Genomic DNA, 19,788 nt, shown 5'->3' on the forward strand with positions numbered 1-19,788 from the left:
CGATAGCCCCGCTATCGCTGTGTTTTGCGCCTTGCCCTGGTTCGTCGGGCGCATGTCCTTCACTTGCGCTTTCACTGTTACAGTCCACTAGAGGTTACAATTTCGCCTTAGCTCATCATGCAGTACGCTTAGCTCTACAGGTAAATAAGAATATGACCGTCACCACGAATACAGACCAGGCAGACAGCTCAGAAGCCATCGCCCTAGACATCACCACGGCCATCGCCGAGCAAAGGCTGCCGCCAGGCACCAAGCTCAGGGAAGAGGCACTGGCGCGCATGTATTCCGTCAGCCGTACCAAAATCCGCGCGGCCCTGGTCATGCTCGCCAAGGACAAGCTCATCGACCTCGTGCCAGAAAAAGGCGCCTTCGTCAGCAAGCCCAGCGAGCAGGAAGCGCATGAGATATTTGCTGTCCGTCGCATACTCGAAGCCGCGCTGGTGCGCGAATTCATCGCCAAGGCCACAGCAGAAGATTATGCCCGCATAGAACAACACCTGGTCCAGGAACGCCAGGCCATCATCGACAACAACGTACAAGAACGCTCAACCCTGCTCAGCGATTTCCACATCCTGCTCGCCAAAACCGTCGGCAACCAGGTACTGACCGACATCCTCATGAAGCTGGCAGGCCGCAGTTCCCTCATCACCATGCTCTACCAGTCCAGCCGCGACGCCAGTTGCTCTTCAGACGAACACGTAGAATTCATCAAGGCAGCAAAAGCAGGGGATGTAGAAAAAGCCGTAGACCTGATGGCCCATCACTTGCATCATGTTGAATCAGCACTGCAATTCAAGGAAGTGGCGAAGAGCGACAAGAAGGATTTTATTTCGGCGTTGTTGGCTTGAGTTTAAGTTTGAAAAACAGGGGTAATAAAGAGATGCACAGAATTTGGGTTAACATTTTGTGAAAATGCGAGACTAACGATAAGCAAGCCTTGTAGGTACGATTAGCTTTGCGTAATCGTACGCATGTTGACTCACGCATCATGTTTGAGAGACCTATAGTTGTTTCAACGTTTTGCATGCGTACGATTACGTTTCACTAATCGTACCTACTCTTGCTACCGGAAAAATTTATTCCCATAGCGAGAGATGCCGGAGATTATTTGATTTGTTTGAATTTTAATAAAAGCTCGCCTACAGTTGAGATATTCGATCCAGCGTCGGAACAATCATTTTTCGTAGCCCATAGTTTTAGTGAATTCGTGAGCTTGTGGCATGAATAAGAGTATCTAGGCTGGTTAAATCGATCAATTCTATTAGCAGGTTATTTTGAAATCAGACGGTCGGACAAAATGAAATTTTCAAAAAAAACCTATATCGTGATCGGCATCGCATTGCTGTTTCAATTAACAGCAGCAACTTTATGGTATTTAACTACTCCACATTTATCACAAGAATCCAGATATCTTCCATACACTTGGTTTGTTTTGTGTGGTTTTCTTATTGGTTTATTTGAAAATAAGAATTACATATTGAAATCTGTAATACTTGGTTTTTTGATGGCGGTTTTAAGTTCTGTGATTCATTCTATAGCCTTTTATATGGGAGTTTCGGTTGACCTTGGAAATTTATCGTATGCGCCACTTCTTGCATTAATGGTCTTGCCGTTTTGTGTTGCTGGAAGTTTATTAGGGGCTTTTCTTGGAAACCTGATTTTTCGGTTTTTCATCAAAACTTAAATATGACACCAGCGCAGGTACGATTAGCATCGCGCAATCGTACGCATGTTGACTCACTCAAGATACGTCGAAAAAGATGATGTTCGCTATATTAAAGTGAATCCAGCAAGATAAGTCATCAATCCCTAAAGTGCACATATCACAAAACGACTCTGGTGTTATGTTTGAGAGACCTGCTGTTTCAATGTCTTACATGCGTCCGATTACGTTTCACTAATCGGACCTACTCTTGCTGACATGGATTGTTTTATTGCGAATTGCTAGTTAGCAGATCAACTTGATGCCGCAGGTGCAGCAACTGGTAATGCAGCCATCATCTTCTGCATCTTCTCCAGATAGGTACTAGCCTCTGCTGCCACACTTGCCTCGGGATAGCGTTGCAAGATCACATTCACGATGGAAATTGCCTGCGCATATTTGCGGAAATGATCGCCAGACAGGCGGGCAGCCAGCATGTATACGGCAGGGATGTCTGTATGTTTGGGGTTCTTTTTGTCAAAGCCCTGTATCAGATTCATCGCGCCCTTGAAATCATTGGTCGCAAAAGAACTGGTGGCAACTTGCAAAATATCGTCAGGCTGCACTTCAAAAGCCGGGTCGCGTTTTTTGAGTTCGCTCAGCATATGCATGGCTTTTTCGTGATAACCGGCTTTGCCCAGTACCAGCATATAACGCCGTGCCTGTTCGCAGATGCGCTTTTCATCTCCTTTGCGCTGCAATAACTGATACAGCTTTTCATTCAGGGTCAGGTTGCTGCGCTCATAGCGCATTTCATCTTCCAGTATGCGTAAGGCTGCATCCAGTTCACCCTTCATCAAGAGCGAGTCAATGCGCTGTATAAATGGGTCGGATGATACTGGCGCCGCATTGTCTTGCGCCTTGGTCTTTTCCCTGTGTGTATCAAAATCCACTGCAACATGCAAACCGAGTTGCTGATGGTATTGATACAGCACATAGCCCATCATCGAGTAGGTTGCCAGGATCAGGTAAAAATTCAGGAAGGTCATCAGCGGCACGCTCACGAGAGGCGACCAGGTGGGTGGTATCAGATGGCGCAAGCCCTCTATAGCCAGCAAGACCGCACCAAAGATCGCCCACACTACGAAATAGGATGCACCCATGCCACGTATGAAGAACAGCGCCGTTGCTGGGTTGAGTGCGCGCCAGGCATTGTCTTCTATCGCCAGCACCATTACGGCAGCAGGTATCGGCAGGGCGAACAGTATGGCGACCAGATAAAACCATTTGGCGAAATGCACATCCGGCGCCATGAATTTATCCATCCTGCTGCGCGGCTGATTGCTGTGGCCTTCTTCCATACCAGTACTTTGCGTACCGTTTTGTGTACCATAAGTCAGCTCGGCTTCGCGCAGGGCGAGACGTCGGGCAGCCTCTTCACTGCCATCGCTGACCTTGGGGCCAGTCATATCATATTGGCTGATGGCTTTCTGTTCATCCTGCTCAGCGCTATCGTCATCTTCATCCGGTGTAGCAGGCTTGCGGGCAGGGTAAGCATCATTGCCCAGTGTTGCAGGTAGTGACGCTGCAGCAGGCAAATGCGAACTCGCAGCGGCGGCTTTGGTAGCTGCCGCTGAAACGCTCGCATCCGGTTTGATGGCATAACCAGAAACCACGATCATCAATACAAAATACAGCAAGAACACCAGGTTTTGCTTGTAAGGCCGCTTGTCCTTATTGCCCCAGATAGTGATGTCATCCCATTTGGGCTCCAGCTTGCCCATGGACGCCATTTCCATGACCGCATATGCATAGCGCAAAAAGAATAGCATCAGCAAGCCACGAAACATGCCAAAGGCAAACACCGTGACGATACTCAGGGCCGACAGCCCCGCAATCATGATCAGCGGCGCAGGCTTGAAAGGGAACAGCAAAAACGCAGGTAGGCGCTGCAAAAATGGCGTGATATCGTCTTGGTAAATCTTGATCTGGGGTTCTGCGGACATGGCTACTCTGAATTGTTGTCATGCGCTCAAAAAGCGCGCTGCCCGGGCGGGCAACCCGGCAATATAAACGTAGTCAGGATAGTGTGCAAGGCTGTTGCTGAAGGGAATGATCTTGTAGGGGGGGATATTAGTTGCTGCGAGTAAATTTATTGCCATACGTGATGGCTTGGGCATATTTAAAATATCAAAGAAAATTTGACATAGAACTTACGCACGACTACGTTTCACTAATTGTATCTACGTTTGGTTATGTGAGCTGTAGTCAAGCAGTTGCTGAGCAAACTTAACGGGAGTATGGATGCTTACTGAAATTGAATTTCAATACCTTGTCGCTTTGCTCTCGGCTGCAGAATCCCCAGACGCTATTCAGGTAGAGACTGGTGCGATAATATATGACGAACTTGCAGAAAAAAAACGTGATGTTGATGTGTGCGTAACGTTCAAAGATTCTAATGGCATTATTTCGCATATTATTGGTATTGAAGCAAAAAATCATACAAGAAAACTAAATGTTGAGCACATTGAACAACTTTGGGCAAAATTGGCTGATATGCCATCTATTGACGAAAAAAGAATTGTTTCTGCTCATGGATATACCATGGGGGCTAGAACCAAAGCTGCTAAAAGAAATATTAGACTACTGAATCTTCAAGTGGTAGATTCACTGTCTTCTTTTAGTGCGCATCATCCGATATCGTTAAGTACCCTTCCTTGGATAATTAGAAATCTCAATTGGGTGGTACTCCCGACTTTTACTCCGATTTCAGAGCAGCCAATTGATACCAGCCTCCTAAACGATTCAGTTCCTTTGGTAGACGAGAATGGTGAATCACTACCGAGTTTTCCAAATTTATTCGCGCTCTACAAACATGCTATAGATACTGAGCTTGATATCTTGAGATCATCGACTGAAATAAGGGAATTCCCAGATGAAAAAAACATTAGTGTAAATATTCGGAAACCTATTTCAGACATCGCCTTTTTAAACATCAACGGACAACTGCATCCGTTAAATGGCATTGCCCTTGAAGGGCAAGTCATTTGGAGTGTCGAAAAACCAAAGACTTCATATTACGTCTTAAAAAATGATTCGGATGGCACACTGTATGTACAGTGTGCACTTTGTGAAACACCATTTGGTGGATTGGCGGCGATCGTTTTTTCAAGTGAAGGCAATCCGCGATTTGTGAATATTTCACTAGAAGATCGAAAACGAAAATCAATTCGCCGACATGTACTAAGGTAAGTTGAATATTTCGATGTCTTCGCACGTGTGATTGGCTTTGCGTAATCGCACATATGTTACACCTTAAAATACTGTGTCGCATGTCCAGTAGATGTCGCTTGCCAATCAACTTTTAAGCATGACGAATGATCTACTTCGTCACAATCCCAAACGTCCCCTGTGCCTTGTCAATGAGGCCAAAAAACCGCAGCAAATCTATCTTGCTCCCATCCACCTTCAAGTCATCACTGAACAGCGTATCTTTAACACCTGCCGTTCCCGCCATCATCTTGATAAAGATAGGTTTGGTCAGTGTCAGGGTGGCGTTTGCGTCTTTTACCGGTTCAGCTTTTTTGTGATGCAGTACTGCGTTTTCTATCCATAGCACGTAAGACTCTTTGGTGTCGGTCAGTACCAGATTGAGCTTGAAATCCTTGCCTTCGGCATCGGGGCCGTTGAGGCCTGCGGCCATGGCTTCGAGGAAGCGTTCTATCGGGGTTTGGCTCAGCATGTCTATCATGGCGGCGCGGTTGACGCCTTTGGCGGGTGGGCCGTTGCGTAGTTCATTGGCGGCGGTGAGGTAGCTGTTGCGCCAGGTGGATGCTTCTGCTGCATAGCCCATTTGCTCGTAGGTACGGGCCAGTAATTCTTTGGCGTTTTTGTTTTTGCTGTCGGCAAAGACAACGTGGTTCAGCAACTCCGCTGTCCAGCGGTATTCACCTTTGTCAAAAGATGTTTGTGCAGCGGCGATGGCTTTGTCTGCGCCGCCCAGCAACTCTACGTAGTGCTTGGCAGATTCTTGTGGTGGCAGGCGATTCAGGTTGGCGGGGTTGCCGTCATATGCACCTATGTAGAACTGATAGACGGCTTTGACATTGTGGCGCAGGTCGCCGTAGTAGCCGCGTGCGCCGAAATAATTTTCCAGTGATTTGGGCAGCTTGATCTTGTCGGCGATTTCGTAGGGCGTGTATCCCGCATTGATGAGGCGCACGGTCTGGTCATGGGTGTATTTGTAGACATCGCGCTGCTTGGTGATGAATTCTGCAATGCGTGGTTTGCCCCAGATGGGCCAGTTGTGCTGGCCAAAATAGACATCGGCATCGGCACTTTGTGCCAGTGCCTGTTCGAGGTAGCTGCTCCAGCGCTGGGCATCGCGTGCCTTGGCGCCGCGCACTGGCAAAAGATTGTGCATGGTTTGCGCGAGTATCTCGGCACCGGCATAGGCCTTTTTATCGGGGATGCTGAAGGTGAGTTCTGATGGTGCTTCTGCGCCTGGCACATTATGGAAGACAAAGTTCACGCCATCGAGTGTCAGCTCTTGTGTTTGTTTGGTGATGAGCTGGTTGGGTTCGAGCACGCCTATGCTGCCGTAGGCGACACCTTTACCCAGGCCGGTATCGACCAGACCCTTGGCGGAGCGTTCAAGGTCTTTGCCGAACTGGTAGCCAGAGCGCCTGGCCATGGCGGTGCCGACGAGGATGTTTTCACTGGTGGCTTCTTCCATGAAACCGTCAGGCGCGATGACGGGGATGTTTTTGCTTTTGACTTCTTCTGGTGTAATGACGCCAAGTGCACCACCAAAATGGTCGGCATGGCTATGGGTGAAGACGATGGCGGTCACTGGTTTGTCGCCCAGGTGTTTGCGGGCAAAGCCAAGGGCGGCGGTGGCGCTTTCTTTTGAAGTCAGCGGATCAACGATGATCCAGCCCGTCTTGCCTTCGATGATGCTCATATTGGCGATATCAAAACCGCGCAACTGGTAAATACCCTCGGTGACTTTGAACAGGCCGATTTGTGCATTGAGTTTTGCATGCCGCCACAGGCTGGGGTTGACGGTGGCTGGGGCCGTGCCATCGATGAATTTCCATGCATCGAAATCGATCAGCACTTCACCTGCGGGGCCAAGGATTTTGCCTTCTGGTTTGGCGATCAGGCCACGTTTGGCATCTTCAAAGTCTTGCTGGTCGTCCAGCGCCAGGCTTTGTGCCATGTCGGCATTGGCTTTGACGGTGGTGGCCGTGGCGTCGCCCATGGGGGCATTACTGGCCTTTTGCCCGCAAGCGCTAAGGATGAGGCTGCTAGTGACGCTGGCAACGAGCAGGGCGGCGAGAGGTGTTAACTTCAAGTGGTGCATGACAGTCTCCATTATTTATTTTATGGAAGAGCGTAGGGCAGCTAGTTGTAGTTGTCCAATGCATTCTTGGGCTAAAATCAATGCATCACATGCATGGATATGTTGAAGTAATAACATTGAAAAACACGCACATTGCTGGCTTTTATGTGTCTACTTCAGGTTAGGCTAATGGAACATCATGGAACTAAAGCGCCTCAAACATGTAGTTGCCCTGGCAGATGAAAAGAATTTTGCCCGTGCCGCCGAGCGTGTGCACCTGTCGCAATCTGCCCTCAGCCGTAGCATACAGGCGGCCGAGGCTGAGTTGCAGGTGCAATTGTTTGACCGTGGCACGACTGAGGTGCTGCCTACTCCTGCGGGCAGCTTTTTTATAGACAGGGCGCGCAAGTTGCTGTTTGACAGCAATTGCCTGCAAAGAGATATAGAGCTATACCGCAGCAAGCAGATAGGTGAGTTGGCGATAGGTGTGGGGCCATTTCCGGCGGCGACCTTATTGCCCATGTTGATGCCGGAATTGCGGCAGAATTTTGCCAGCGTCAGTTTGCGGGTAGAAGTCAATAACTGGGAATACCTGGCCCAGCATCTGCGCAGCGAAGAGCTGGATTTTTTTGTGGCAGATACACGTGACTTGCCGCCGGACCAGGATCTGGACATTGATTTGCTGGCGCGCCAGCGTGGCGGGCTTTTTGTGCGTGCCGGGCACCCGCTATTGAGCAAGTCAGAAAGGCTGCCAGTGGATATTCTCGATTATGGCCTGGCATCGGTGCGTTTGCCGCAAGCGATACGCAAGGCACTGGCGCAATTGCTGGGTTTGCCCGCAGGGGCCGCCTTGCCGATTGCGCTTGAATGTGACGATGTGTTGACATTGAAGCGTGCTGCCCTGGAGTCAGACACCATACTGGCTGCCATCAATGCTGCGGTGGCGGATGAAATCCAGCGTGGCCTGATGTTGCCGCTGGTGATAAAGGGTATCCCGAATATGCATTCTGAGGTGGGCATTGTTTCGCTGCGGGGGCGCAGCCATTCGCCAGTGGCGCAGTTTGTCATAGGCAGGTTTAAGGAATTGGCTGAATTGCATGCGCGCCAATAATATTTCCGTCTTTATCTGCCGGGCGCTAAAGTCCAAAATTAGCTAGAATCTTGCTTTCAGATAATTCACCGGGGCCAGCCTTGCATCGCAGTTACCACCACAGCGTCATTCTCGCCAGCATACCCGGCATACAATATGGCTTTGGTAATGCCCGGGACTTTGTGCCAGCCAGCCTCAGCGGGCATTGGGATACCGTGCCCAACAAGCTGCAGGTACATGGCACCCGGGTGGTGGAAGTGACAGAACAATTCCAGCAGTGTGGCGATGCTGATGCTTTTTTCACGCGCCTGCCTGGCGTACCGGTGACTGTTATCACTGCGGATTGCGTGCCTGTCTTGCTGGCCAGACGTGATGGCAAGATGATCGCCGCCGCCCATGCAGGCTGGCGCGGTATCGTTGGCGGGGTGGTGCAAACCTTGTGGCAAGAGCTGGCTGCACAAGGTGAGCAGCCGCAAGACTGGGTGGCAGCCATAGGCGCGCATATAGGCCCATGCTGTTTTGAGGTCAGTGAAGAACTGGCTGCCGATTTTGTGCGGCAGTTTCCAGATATGGATGCCACAGCCATCAACCCGCGTTACCGCCATGTTGATCTGAATGTGTTGGCCAGACGTGCCTTGCAGCAAATCGGCATTCGCGATATTGATCATGCAGTCCCTTGCACCATGTGCAGCAAGACTGTGGAAGGCAAATATGTCTACCGAAGTTATCGTCGTGGTGACCGTAATTCTTTTCAGCATTCAGGACTGGTGATTTTGCCGTAGAATCTTTGCCCGGGCTGAACTGATAGTCAGATTCTTGGTCAAATGCAGGAATCCGTCAGGATAGTTTATGCTGATGGTCTATAGCCAGCACCTTGTTGACCCATCTTGGAGTGGAAGCACTATGAGCAAACATACCCTGAACATTAACGGCAAGATGCAGGCAGTGGAGGTTGCGCCCGATACTCCCCTGCTATGGGCGCTGCGCGACAGCCTGAACCTGGTCGGCACCAAATATGGTTGTGGTGTAGGGCAATGCGGTTCCTGTACCGTGCAAATCAATGGCGTACCTACCCGTTCCTGCATGGTGCCGGTATCAGCCTTGGGCAAGCAAAAAGTCACCACCATAGAAGGCCTGGATGCCAAGGCCATGCACCCGCTGCAAACCGCCTGGCAAGAGCTGGACGTGCCGCAATGCGGTTATTGCCAGGCTGGCCAGATCATGACAGCTGCGGCCTTGCTGAAAGACAAACCCCATCCAACAGATGCTGATATCGATGCTGCCATGGGTGGTAACCTGTGCCGCTGTGCTGCCTATATACGCATACGTGCAGGCATACACAGGGCGGCAGAAATTGCTAATGGCAAGAAGAAGGGGGCGAAATGAAGAAACTTGAAAATGGCTCAGTGCGGGCTGAAGCAAGCTCCCCGGCACGCCGTGATTTTTTACGTATGTCAGCGTTTACTGGCGGTGGTCTGGTGCTGGCTTATCTGGGGTCTGGTGACAGTGTACTGGCGCAGATCAGCAAACCTGCTGCAACGGCAGCTACAGCGTCTACGGACTTTGTGCCGCATGCCCTGATACGCATAGGCAGTGATGGCACGGTGACCCTGGTGTCCAAACAACCCGAGATAGGGCAGGGCATCAAGACTTCGTTGCCTATGGTGATAGCCGAAGAGTTGGAAGTGAACTGGAAAGATGTGCGCATCATCCAGGGTGACCTCAACCCCGCCTATGGCAGCCAGGGTGCTGGTGGTTCGACTTCGACACCAACCAATTACAATGAATTCCATAGGCTGGGTGCCACAGCGCGTACCATGCTCGTCAGTGCTGCTGCACAAACCTGGAATGTGCCAGCATCTGAATGCCATGCGGCTGACAGTGCCGTGCACCATGCTGCCAGCCAGCGCAAACTGACGTATGCGGCATTGGCCGCCAAAGCTGCCACATTGCCTGTGCCAGATGCCAAGGATGTCAAGCTCAAGGACCCGGCGCAATTCAAGTTGCTGGGTACGCGCATAGGCGGGGTCGATAATCCATCCATCGTTACCGGCAAGCCACTGTTTGGCATAGACGTGAAATTGCCTGGCATGCTGTATGCCGTGTATGAAAAATGCCCGGTTTTTGGTGGCAAGGTGGTCAGTGCCAATCTCGACCATATCAAGGCCCAGCCTGGCGTCAAGGATGCTTTTGTTATTGAAGGCACAGAAAACCTGCGCGGCCTCATGCCCGGTGTTGCCATTATCGCCGAGACCACCTGGGCCGCCTTCAGCGCCCGCAAGCTGCTGGAAGTGAAATGGGATGAGGGTAAGGGGGCGAATGCCAGTTGGGAAGATTTTTCTGCGCAGGCAAAAAAACTGTCTACCCAGCCAGGTGCTAATGTCTTACGCAAGGATGGCGATGTCGCAGCTGCGCTGAGCAAGGCAGCCAAAACGGTGGAGGCAGCGTATAGCTATCCTTTCATTTCGCACGCCAGTATGGAGCCGCAAAATTGCACGGCTGCTTACGATGCTCAGGATGCCAGCCTTGAAATCTGGGCACCGACCCAGTTGCCAGAATCAGGCCAGAACCTGGTGGCCGATGTCCTGGCCATGCCCAAGGAAAAAATCAAGCTGCATATCACCCGCAGCGGCGGTGGTTTTGGCCGTCGCCTGAGCTCTGATTTTATTGTCGAGGTGGCGGCGATTGCGAAACGTGTCAATGCGCCGGTCAAGCTGACCTGGTCGCGTGAAGATGATATGCGGCATGATCATTATCGTGCGGGTGGCTTCCATTTCCTGCGAGGTGGCGTGGATGACAAGGGCAAGCTCATCGCCTGGCAAAATCATTTCGTCAGCTTTGCCAATAAGGTCATGCGTGATGGCAAGCCAGTTTTACAGCCGGGCAGTGGAGCCAATCTGTCTACCGATGAATTTCCTGGGCGATGGGTAGAGAATTGCCAGCTCGAACAAACCCTGCTGGAAACGCATATCCCTATGGGGCCGTGGCGTGCACCAGGCAGTAATGTGTTTGCCTGGGTCTTCCGCAGCTTCCTGGATGAACTTGCCCATGCCGCAGGGCGTGACCCGCTGGAATTTTTTCTGGAGACCCTGGGTGACAAGGACATCATGCCGGGGACCGGTGAGCGCGGCCAGCCCTACAATGTTGGCCGCATGAAGAGAGTATTACGGGAAGTGGCTGTCAAGTCTGACTGGGGTAAAAAGAAATTCTCCCGTGGCCAGGGGCAAGGCATCGCTTTTTATTTTAGCCATCGCGGCTATATCGCCCAGGTTGCTGAAGTCACGGTCAGCAAAAAGGGTGAAGTCAAGGTGGACCGCGTCGTCGTCGTGACTGACATAGGCTCGCAGATCGTCAATCTGAGCGGCGCAGAAAACCAGGTGCAGGGTTCTGTCCTGGATGGTATCAGCACCCTGATGTTCCCTGAGTTGGACATACAGCGTGGCCGTGTCGTGCAAGGCAATTTTAATGAGTATCCCTTGCTGCGCATCAAGGATAGTTATACCAAGGTAGAGGCGCATTTCCTGAAGACGGATTTTCCTGTGACGGGCTTGGGTGAACCTGCCTTCCCGCCGGTGGCACCGGCGGTGTGCAATGCGATTTTTGCGGCGACCGGCAAGCGGGTCAGGCAGTTGCCGTTGACGCATACGGATTTGAGTTGGAGTTGATGGGGGCGAAATTCCGTTGGGCGTATTTTATTGTAGGTTGGGCTACGGGTTATCAGCCCAACACTGAGCCTTAACAAACGTATACGTTATTAAAAGCCGAGTGTTGGGCTGGTGAACCGTAGCCCAACCTACGTCGCTTGCCCGGCCTACGCCTATCTCAACTCTCCATCCCATACCGCAGCTTCAGCCGCCTCGAAATCCGCTTCATCAATAAAGTCAGCGGATAACAAAAACAAAAGAAGAACAAGCAGGCATACAAATAAATCGGCAGCATCAAAGCTGTATTACCCGTCGCATTGATGACGGTATTGCAGCGGCTGACCAGTTCGCTGACACCGATGATGGAAGCCGTGCTGGATGCCATGACGATGATGAGGGCATAGCTGGTCCAACTGGGGATGAACAGGAAGGCGGCATGGTGATTGCCTTTCTTCCATTCATCCATGGCAATCGTCAGGTTATCACTGGTGAAGCCGATGACGGCGATTGCCAATGCCAGTGCCGCCTTGATCCACACTGGGAAGCTGATGATGGTCTTGAAATAAGGCAGTAAGATTTCAGATGGCAGCATGAAAGCCAGGTAAAACTGGAATACGATAGTGGGTATGCTGCGTGAAAATTCAGTTGCCACCAGGCTGACTTTAACGCGACGTGGATGAGTGGACAGGCGCAAGGATGCCAGCAACCAGCCTATGCCCGTGCCTATGAGCATGGCGACGATGGAGATCCAGATGTTCATGGCAAAGCCACCGAGCAGATACGGTGTCCAGGTCAGCAGATGCTGGAAGATTTCAGCGGTTTCCATCATGCGACCCTCGCCAGGATTTTTTGTTCCAGCTGGCGTATGACACGCACGACGGCAAAGATGATCAATAAGAAGGTCAGCAGCAAGGCATTCATCATGACACCGACATTGCCACGTTCATTGATGATGGAAGTAGTGGCCGACAGCAGTTCTGGCACCGCGACCGCAGACGCCATCATGGTGGCTTTGGAGACATTGATGAGAGAAGCCGTGACTGAGCCGCTGGCCAGCCTGGCGATTTGTGAAGTGTTGGCAAATCGCAGGCGGAATTCGCCGTGCTGCAAGCGATAAGCCGTTGCAGCATCCAGCAAAGCCGTCATGACACCAGCTCCAGTGTAGACACTGAGGCAAAACACCACGACGCCAAAGGCAGGCAGTGCGATGCCTACAGATTCACTGAGTATCGCACCTACGCCAAACAGCAGCAGATACATGCACAGCAGTGGTGGCGTCATGCGGCCTATCGTGCCCAGCAATCGTGCTGTGGCAGACAAGAGCCATCCCTTTGATTCTGCAAATACTGCACCGGCCCAGCCCAATAAAAGGCTGCAAGTGATGCACAAAACCGTCAGGGCCAGCGTCACCAGCAAGCCATAAAAGAACTGGCTGCGGTCAAAGCTGTCATACACCAGGGTCAGGTTGATGCCTGTGGTTTCATTGAGCCACAGACCGAGTTGTGCCAGACCACCTACATCCGTTGATGTCAGAAAAACCTGGTTACGGCATTCTGCACGCCAATTGCCATCTGCCATGCGGTGGCAAAAAGGTATCTTGTCAGCTTCCTCTTTTTGCCACAGTGCGTGGGTATCTGCGAGAAATTTGGATGGTGCTATACCCCAGGCTTTTTCCCGCTCTTGCAAAAAGCCGCTGCGGTGCCAGTCGGCGACGATATCGCCGAGCATTTTTTCAAATTCCGTACCTTTTTCACTCTTGCTGATAGCCATCGCCCAGGGCGTATTCAGGGTAGGCGGCAGGGGTGCTTTATAGCCTTTCCATTCAGGGTTGGCGAGATCATTGATGACGGCGGTATTGTCGAACAGATAGCCTATGCAACGCCCATCCTTGACGGCCAGTTTGGCATCCCTGGCATTGTTATACATCTGCAATTCCATCAGATAGCGCTGTTGCATGACTCGGTTGAAGTAGGAGCCTTGGGTGGCGCATACCGGATGGCCGCGGGTATCTGCCCAGTCCTTGATGTTGGCTGTTGGTGGCATGAATAGAGTGACACCAGACGCATAGTAATTAGGCTCTATCATGGTCACGATCTGTCGGCGTTCTTCCGTGTCTCCCGTCGTGGCGATCACCAGGTCGATTACGCCTTCCTGCAATTTCTGCAGGCGGTTGCTGCCGGTGACGCTGACTTTGCGTAACGGCACGCCGAGGCGTTTGGCGATGTCAGCAGCCAGATCATGCTCGAAACCTTCGGGCACACCATTCGCATCTAGCATGCCAAAAGGCGGGTAATCGGTTTTGACGCCGACAATGATGGTGCCACGCTCGTGTATCAGTGTCAGTCTTTCACTTGCTGCTGGGGGCTTCGTTGTCTGGGCCTGTACTGCAGTCATGAAAAACATCATGAGTAAAAGCAGGCTGCAATAGAATTTTATTTTTTTTGAATACGTGATCATGTTTGAATCATGGCTGAATCATATTTATACAGGTACCGCAACCGCACGTATGCCATAACCCAGGGCGGCTGGCAGCAAGGGTAGCAGGGCTTCATCAAGCTTGCCCAAAAGATCGTGCTGGGTAATCATCCATTCAGGCAGCAGGCTTTCAGGTGACAGGGCGGTGATGGTAAAGCCAGCCCCCTGCAATTCTGCACGCAGGCCTGCAACAGAGTACAGGTGATAAAAAAACTGATGTGCCTGCTTGTCTATATTACGGGTGAATAAAATATTACCCGGTTCTTTTTGTGTATCACGCGCTTTGCCCGTCATGCGTTGCCAGTGAGCTGCAAACAATTCAAAGGGACGACGGCGGAAAATGCTGGGCACGCTGAGTACCAGTTTGCCCTCAGGTCGCATCAGGCTGCGTAATTGTTTCAGCGTAGCCAGCCTGGCGGTATGGTCGCCAACATGGCTGAGTACACCAAACATCAGCATGACCATGTCATAGTCGCCTTGCCCATTGAGTATCTGTGCGTCACCGTCGAACAGACGCATGCGTCCTGCATGCGGATTGTTTTGTAAAAAACGCGACAGCTCGGCGATCGCAGCGTGTGAGATATCAAAACCGGTCAACCTGGCGTTGGTCTGCTGTAACAGGGGCAGGGCATAGCGGCCATTGCCGCAACCAAAATCGAGTATGTCTTTTGCCTCTCTTGCTCCATTGTCAAACAGAAAGTGCAGGGTACCCTGGTTGGGTTTGGGATAACGCTTTTCATATTCGTGGCTGGTGTAATAGCGGTCATACAAATCCGTCATCGCCTCGGTGATTTGATGATTGTCACGGATAGGTGCTGGCAAATCATCTTTCACAGGCATTCTTTCGGTGTGCTTGGACTGATGCTGTCACCGCATAGCCATTTGTCGCCACTTTTCTTGTTCCAGGTCTTGTGCATGTCATCAAGAAAGCGTGACGGTGGTATGGACCAGGATTTTTCTACTTGCTGCAGATAGCCATTCCTGTGCCAGTTGATAATGGTCTTGGAAAGATATTTTTCCAGTTCGCCACCGCGCTCTGCCGGTGAAATCGCAATTGACCATGGCGTGGTGAAGATGGTGGTCATGGGCATGACAAAATCATTGGCCCATTCGGGATCCCGTAGCATGGCGGCGATAGCCGTATCGTCATATACCAGGGCGGCACAGCGGCCATCGCGCAATGCCTGTTTGGACCAGTCATTCGAGTATAGGGCGACCACATCGGCACCATAGGTGACCGTCACACGGCGATTGTAAAAAGCACCACGGCGGCTGCAGACGCGGCGGTTCTTGAGGTCTGTCCATTCCTTGAAATTCTCGCTCTTGCGGGTCAGCAGGTTGACGCCTGAACTGTAGTAATGCGGCAGGATGAGGTTCAGTTCTTTTTGCCTCTCCGGTGTATCGGTCAGTGTGGCAATCAGTATATCGACCTGGCCATTCTTGACTGCGTCTATGCGTTCAGCCGTCAGCACACCCACCAGTTCCAGTTGCACACCCAGGTCAGTGGCTATGCTTTGCGCCAAGTCAGGTTCCATACCTATGATTTTGCCGCTAGTGCTGTCCTGATAGCCCCACAGCAGCACGTCTTTTTTGACCCCGACGACGAGCTTGCCGCGCTGTTTGATTTCTGCCAGGCTGGTGGCATGTGCAGCACAATTCAGCATTAAAAGTGTGCAACACAAGGCGAGGCTAAAGATGGTGGATTTGAATGTCATCATGATGCCAGTTGATCTTCTTGTGGTTTATTATCGGCCACACTGTCTGTAGTACTGTCTTTTGTACTATTTTTCGCAAAATGAAAGTGCAGGGCGACGCAGGTAATGTCGTCCGATTGCGGTGCGCCATTCGCATGCAGGTCAACATCGGCAACGGTGCGGTCGACGGCTTCATTAACATCGCTGATGGGACGGTTTTCAAACAGCGGTGGCAGGCGATCGGGCGTGTACTCTTCATTTTGCGGATTGAAGGCCTCGGTCACGCCATCGGTATACATCAGCACATAGTCACCCGCTTGTAACTGTACGGTTTTTTGTGCGAAGGGTATGCCATCCATGATGCCGAGGGCGCTGCCACCGGTCATGGGTAAAAATTCTGTTGTGCCATCCTGGTGTATCAGCAGCGGTGGCGGGTGACCGCCATTCACATAGGTAAGTATGCCAGTTGCGGGATCAAGCACGGCGTAGAAGGTAGTGACGAAGATGCATTCATCATTATCTTCTGCCAGTATGTCATTGGCGATGGCAATGATTTCGCCAGGCTCGCTGGCATTGCGGGTAGCTGTTGCACGTATCAGGGTTTTCGATACCATGCCAAACAGGGCGGCAGGCACACCCTTGCCGCTAACGTCGGCCACGACTATGCCTATCTTGCCATTGCCGAGTGAAAAGTGGTCATAGAAATCGCCACCCACTTCCTTGGCTGAGCGCATGATACCCCATAGAGAAAACTCTTTTTCATTGGGCCAGTGGCGCGGTAAGATCGATAATTGCATGTTGGCAGCAATATCAAGCTCCTGCCTGATGCTGACCAGTTGCAGGCTTTGCTTGAAGGCTTGCGATATGGTTTCAAACCAGGGTTTCCAGGTGCCTGGCACTACCGGTATTGGGGCCGGGGTGAACTGGCTTTCTTTTGCGATATGTGCCACCAGCTTGGATGCAGGTGAAATGAATTCTCGCGTGGTCACATAATAGGTGACAACCATTAACAAGGTCAGCCCCAGTATCACCAGCAGCATGATGGGGCCGCGTTCCCATAGCAGGTTTTTCCAGAGCTGGTTCCTGGGGACGACATACACCAGTTGCCAGGGGGCTGAGATAAAGGGGTGGCGTATCAGCAAATAATCACCCATCTCGACGGCCTGATTTGCAGGAATGTCAGTCAGGCGTTTACCGTCTGTGAGTATGCCTGCAGGCATGATTTTTTCCAGTCTTTGCGTGGCCTGCACTTCCAGCGCATTGGCATAGGCCTCAGGGTGGGCGACGACTTCGCCATAGGCATCCACCAGGAAGGCTGTACCTGGCGTATAGGCAAAGTCAGCGTTGATACGGTTAAGGTAATCGAGGCTGGTGTCGATGGAGACTACGCCACGGAATCTGTCATCACGGTAGATAGGGGCCGCCGTTGGTACCAGCAAGCCCGTGGCCGTGCCACCGTAATACACAGGTGCCCAGTATTTTTCGCCAGTGGGGTTTTTCTCAGGCGTACCCATGAGCCAGGCCTGGCTTTGATATACCTTGTCGCTATGTGGACGTTTGGCTGAATCCAGCCAGGGATAGGTGTTGGAGAAATTGTCAACGGAGATGAAACGGCTTTCGCTGGCGTTCGGTAAATTGAAGGCAATCGCCTGGAAAACCTGGTTCAGGTTCAGTGCCATTTCCACATCCAGATAAAACTCAGGCGTGCGGCCTTGCAGTTTACCCAGGCCGTTCAGATTGCCTGTCGCATCTTTTTCTGGTGCCTTGTCGAGATCAAAGCTTTGCGCTTTTTGTTCCAGTTTTTTGAACAGGGGTGAATGCCCTGGATGCGTTTCTGTTTCGCTCAATACTGGTGGCGCGCTGTCGTAGAAATTGGCCGCCGAGATACGCATGGCTTCCAGACTATCGAGCGATGAGCGCAAGATGAACTCAACAAATTGCCCATGCCTGTCTACATGACCTTGTATGACCTTGATTTCTTCGGTGTGTTTTTGTCTTATCTGGAACAGGAAAAATCCCATGGTCAGCACGACGATGGCGATATAGGTGAAACCAACCAGGCGGTTATAGTTGCGGAAGAAGTTGATATTGTTATTGTTGCTGACTGGCGGCGTAGTGCTGGGCATTTTCTGGTCCGGTGTCTGGGTATCTTTGGTCTGTTTGCTGAAAAATGATCAGGACGGGAAGCTCTTGCTAAAACGCACTTCATTGATGTCACCATCACGACGGTAAGCAAAACTGTCAGCCATCTTCCTGACAAAATGCACACCCAGGCCGCCGATATCACGTTCATCCACATCAAGTGTGGTGTCAGGCTCGGCGATAGAAAAAGGGTCAAAGGCGTGTGCACTATCGCGGATGATGACTTCAACACCGTTCGCTACTGCCAGCACGCTGACTTCAATTTCACCACTGTCCTCATCGCCATAACCATGCATGACCACATTGGTCAGCAATTCATCGAGCATGAGGATGATGCTGTTGACAGTGCGTGCCGGTATGCCATGGCGCTCGGCCCAGCCACGCAGGGCTTCGGTCAGACTTTCTATTTCAGAGATCAGGCCGGGAATGATGTGATGGAATCTGGCTCTGCCCGGCGCTGTTTCTTCACTGGTCATCTATGCCTCCTCAAAGATGGTGGGCCTGTCAAGCGGATTGCAAACCGGGAGCAAAGCGATAGCAGATTGTTTTAGCCTGTCACTGCACTCTTATGCTTGCATCGTCCACGATAGTATTGCCTGCGCATCCTTGTTCCCCGGTCCTTAAAGAATTCTTGTTACTTGCGGAAAGGTGCAATACAAGAAGTCGGGTATACGCATGGTTAAAAAATGTTAAATGTTGAACGTTAAGTGCCAGAAGTTAATTGCTGATTGCTGCAAAAAAACTTCTATAAAATCAGTAAGCCCAATTGCCTGAAGAATTTCTGATCTATAGACAGCTTTCCAGGATTGATGTTGTCTGACTGGCCTATTATTCCCGTGCTGGAATTTTTTGTCGATGATTTCTAACGCAAATTAACAGATTTTTCGTGTTTTCTTCACAATTTATTTTATCCATCAATAAGTGTTGTTTGCCTGCATTCATATTGCAGCCCGGCTTGCAGATCGGTTAAACTTTTTACATCGACTCAGCCGGTTAAAAACAATGAATTCTCAATGGTTGTTTCCCACCCCTTACTGTCTTTTCGTACGTTTATCTGTGCGTCGCGAACGCTATGTGCAGTTCAAAGAGCTGGCTGGTAAAGTCGCTTTCGCGTATCAGCAGCACAGCCGTCGCATGCGCTGGATGGCTTATGCCACGGTTGCCGGCCCAGCCAATTATGTGTATATCATGTTGCCGCTGGCTGAGCTGGGTGACATGGACCGCATGCCTTCACTGGACCAGGTCTTGCATGATGTATATGGTGCAGACAGCACACCCCTGCTGGAAAAGTTCCAGGAATGTGTGTTGCAGATGGAAAGCTTTGTGCTGAACCGTGTCAATGACGGCATAGACCCGATAGAACGTGAAACCCCACCCCCTTATCTGTATTACCTGAACCTGCAAGCCCATCCAGGCCGCATGGGGCAACTCATGCAAAACCTGCAGCAGCTTGGCGTGGCCACCGCAGGCAGCCCTTTATTTTGCTTTGCCACCTTTGCCGGACCAGTCAGGCTGCATGCCTTCACCATGGGAAATACCATCGCTGAGCTTGGCGAGGTCGCCACGCTGGAAAGACGTGTCGTGCAGCATTATGGTACAGAAGAGGGGCACAAGGTAATCGCCCAGATACATGACACGCTGGTCGATATCGATGCATCGATATTGCGCTATATAGGCCATCTGGATTGAGGCGGCCATGCATACCAGGGATTTGATAGCTATGTTGGGCTTGGATGCAAAAATAATTTACCAGTGCA

17 protein-coding genes are annotated in these 19,788 nt (G+C 51.2%); 9 read left to right on the forward strand and 8 right to left on the reverse strand.

The features are described 5' to 3' along the window. Window positions 1-152 precede the first annotated feature (152 nt). The 3 genes from AC07OI_RS25030 to AC07OI_RS25040 all read left to right on the forward strand — a co-directional run bounded on the left by AC07OI_RS25030 (window position 153) and on the right by AC07OI_RS25040 (window position 1,684). Complete coding sequence (locus tag AC07OI_RS25030) at window positions 153-848, forward strand: GntR family transcriptional regulator (RefSeq protein WP_495259106.1); 696 nt, start codon at window positions 153-155, stop codon at window positions 846-848. A gap of 212 nt (window positions 849-1,060) precedes the next feature. Then, window positions 1,061-1,228, forward strand: coding sequence for an SMI1/KNR4 family protein (locus AC07OI_RS25035; protein ID WP_492706847.1), 168 nt, complete (start codon window positions 1,061-1,063; stop codon window positions 1,226-1,228). A gap of 69 nt (window positions 1,229-1,297) precedes the next feature. Next, window positions 1,298-1,684, forward strand: coding sequence for a hypothetical protein (locus AC07OI_RS25040; protein WP_492706849.1), 387 nt, complete (start codon window positions 1,298-1,300; stop codon window positions 1,682-1,684). Window positions 1,685-1,956: 272 nt separating this feature from the next. Here the strand turns inward: AC07OI_RS25040 and AC07OI_RS25045 are convergent, their stop codons facing one another. Continuing rightward, window positions 1,957-3,648 carry a tetratricopeptide repeat protein gene (locus AC07OI_RS25045; protein ID WP_495259107.1) on the reverse strand — a complete coding sequence of 564 codons (1,692 nt, stop codon included), beginning with the start codon at window positions 3,646-3,648 and terminating at the stop codon, window positions 1,957-1,959. Window positions 3,649-3,946: 298 nt separating this feature from the next. Here AC07OI_RS25045 and AC07OI_RS25050 point away from each other — a divergent pair, with 298 nt between their 5' ends. Then, on the forward strand, window positions 3,947-4,894 hold the full coding sequence (locus AC07OI_RS25050; RefSeq protein WP_495259108.1) for a restriction endonuclease: 948 nt from the start codon (window positions 3,947-3,949) through the stop codon (window positions 4,892-4,894). Window positions 4,895-5,024: 130 nt separating this feature from the next. On the opposite strand, the gene AC07OI_RS25055 is transcribed toward AC07OI_RS25050, so the two are convergent. Next, a complete protein-coding gene (locus AC07OI_RS25055) occupies window positions 5,025-7,007 on the reverse strand; it encodes an alkyl/aryl-sulfatase (RefSeq protein WP_495259109.1) in 1,983 nt (660 codons plus the stop codon). A 178-nt stretch (window positions 7,008-7,185) separates the two neighbouring features. Here AC07OI_RS25055 and AC07OI_RS25060 point away from each other — a divergent pair, with 178 nt between their 5' ends. From AC07OI_RS25060 to AC07OI_RS25075, 4 genes are all read left to right on the forward strand, one after another. Continuing rightward, window positions 7,186-8,097 carry a LysR family transcriptional regulator gene (locus AC07OI_RS25060; protein WP_492706857.1) on the forward strand — a complete coding sequence of 304 codons (912 nt, stop codon included), beginning with the start codon at window positions 7,186-7,188 and terminating at the stop codon, window positions 8,095-8,097. A gap of 50 nt (window positions 8,098-8,147) precedes the next feature. Further along, the gene (gene pgeF / locus AC07OI_RS25065; protein ID WP_495259110.1) at window positions 8,148-8,858 is read left to right on the forward strand and encodes a peptidoglycan editing factor PgeF; all 711 of its coding nucleotides are present in this window, start codon (window positions 8,148-8,150) and stop codon (window positions 8,856-8,858) included. Between the two features lie 121 nt (window positions 8,859-8,979). Next, entirely contained in the window at window positions 8,980-9,462 is a 483-nt protein-coding gene (locus AC07OI_RS25070; protein ID WP_495259111.1) for a (2Fe-2S)-binding protein, read from the forward strand. Further along, entirely contained in the window at window positions 9,459-11,741 is a 2,283-nt protein-coding gene (locus AC07OI_RS25075) for a xanthine dehydrogenase family protein molybdopterin-binding subunit (protein ID WP_495259112.1), read from the forward strand. The genes AC07OI_RS25070 and AC07OI_RS25075 overlap by 4 nt, the downstream gene beginning before the upstream one ends. A 157-nt stretch (window positions 11,742-11,898) precedes the next feature. Here the strand turns inward: AC07OI_RS25075 and AC07OI_RS25080 are convergent, their stop codons facing one another. The 6 genes from AC07OI_RS25080 to AC07OI_RS25105 form a co-directional block, all read right to left on the reverse strand. Then, complete coding sequence (locus tag AC07OI_RS25080; protein WP_495259113.1) at window positions 11,899-12,549, reverse strand: ABC transporter permease family protein; 651 nt, start codon at window positions 12,547-12,549, stop codon at window positions 11,899-11,901. Then, a complete protein-coding gene (locus tag AC07OI_RS25085; RefSeq protein WP_495259114.1) occupies window positions 12,546-14,114 on the reverse strand; it encodes a transporter substrate-binding domain-containing protein in 1,569 nt (522 codons plus the stop codon). The genes AC07OI_RS25080 and AC07OI_RS25085 overlap by 4 nt, the downstream gene beginning before the upstream one ends. A gap of 87 nt (window positions 14,115-14,201) precedes the next feature. Continuing rightward, entirely contained in the window at window positions 14,202-15,035 is an 834-nt protein-coding gene (locus tag AC07OI_RS25090; protein WP_495259115.1) for a class I SAM-dependent methyltransferase, read from the reverse strand. Continuing rightward, on the reverse strand, window positions 15,026-15,913 hold the full coding sequence (locus tag AC07OI_RS25095) for a transporter substrate-binding domain-containing protein (RefSeq protein WP_492706871.1): 888 nt from the start codon (window positions 15,911-15,913) through the stop codon (window positions 15,026-15,028). Before AC07OI_RS25095 ends, AC07OI_RS25090 begins: the two co-directional genes overlap by 10 nt. Beyond that, window positions 15,910-18,015 carry a SpoIIE family protein phosphatase gene (locus tag AC07OI_RS25100; protein WP_495259116.1) on the reverse strand — a complete coding sequence of 702 codons (2,106 nt, stop codon included), beginning with the start codon at window positions 18,013-18,015 and terminating at the stop codon, window positions 15,910-15,912. The genes AC07OI_RS25095 and AC07OI_RS25100 overlap by 4 nt, the downstream gene beginning before the upstream one ends. 48 nt (window positions 18,016-18,063) lie before the next feature. After that, a complete protein-coding gene (locus AC07OI_RS25105) occupies window positions 18,064-18,507 on the reverse strand; it encodes an ATP-binding protein (protein ID WP_495259117.1) in 444 nt (147 codons plus the stop codon). Between the two features lie 526 nt (window positions 18,508-19,033). Here AC07OI_RS25105 and AC07OI_RS25110 point away from each other — a divergent pair. Continuing rightward, window positions 19,034-19,720 carry a hypothetical protein gene (locus AC07OI_RS25110; RefSeq protein ID WP_492706877.1) on the forward strand — a complete coding sequence of 229 codons (687 nt, stop codon included), beginning with the start codon at window positions 19,034-19,036 and terminating at the stop codon, window positions 19,718-19,720. Window positions 19,721-19,788 lie beyond the last annotated feature (68 nt).

This window comes from Undibacterium sp. GW821-FHT07F11 (genome assembly GCF_059418665.1).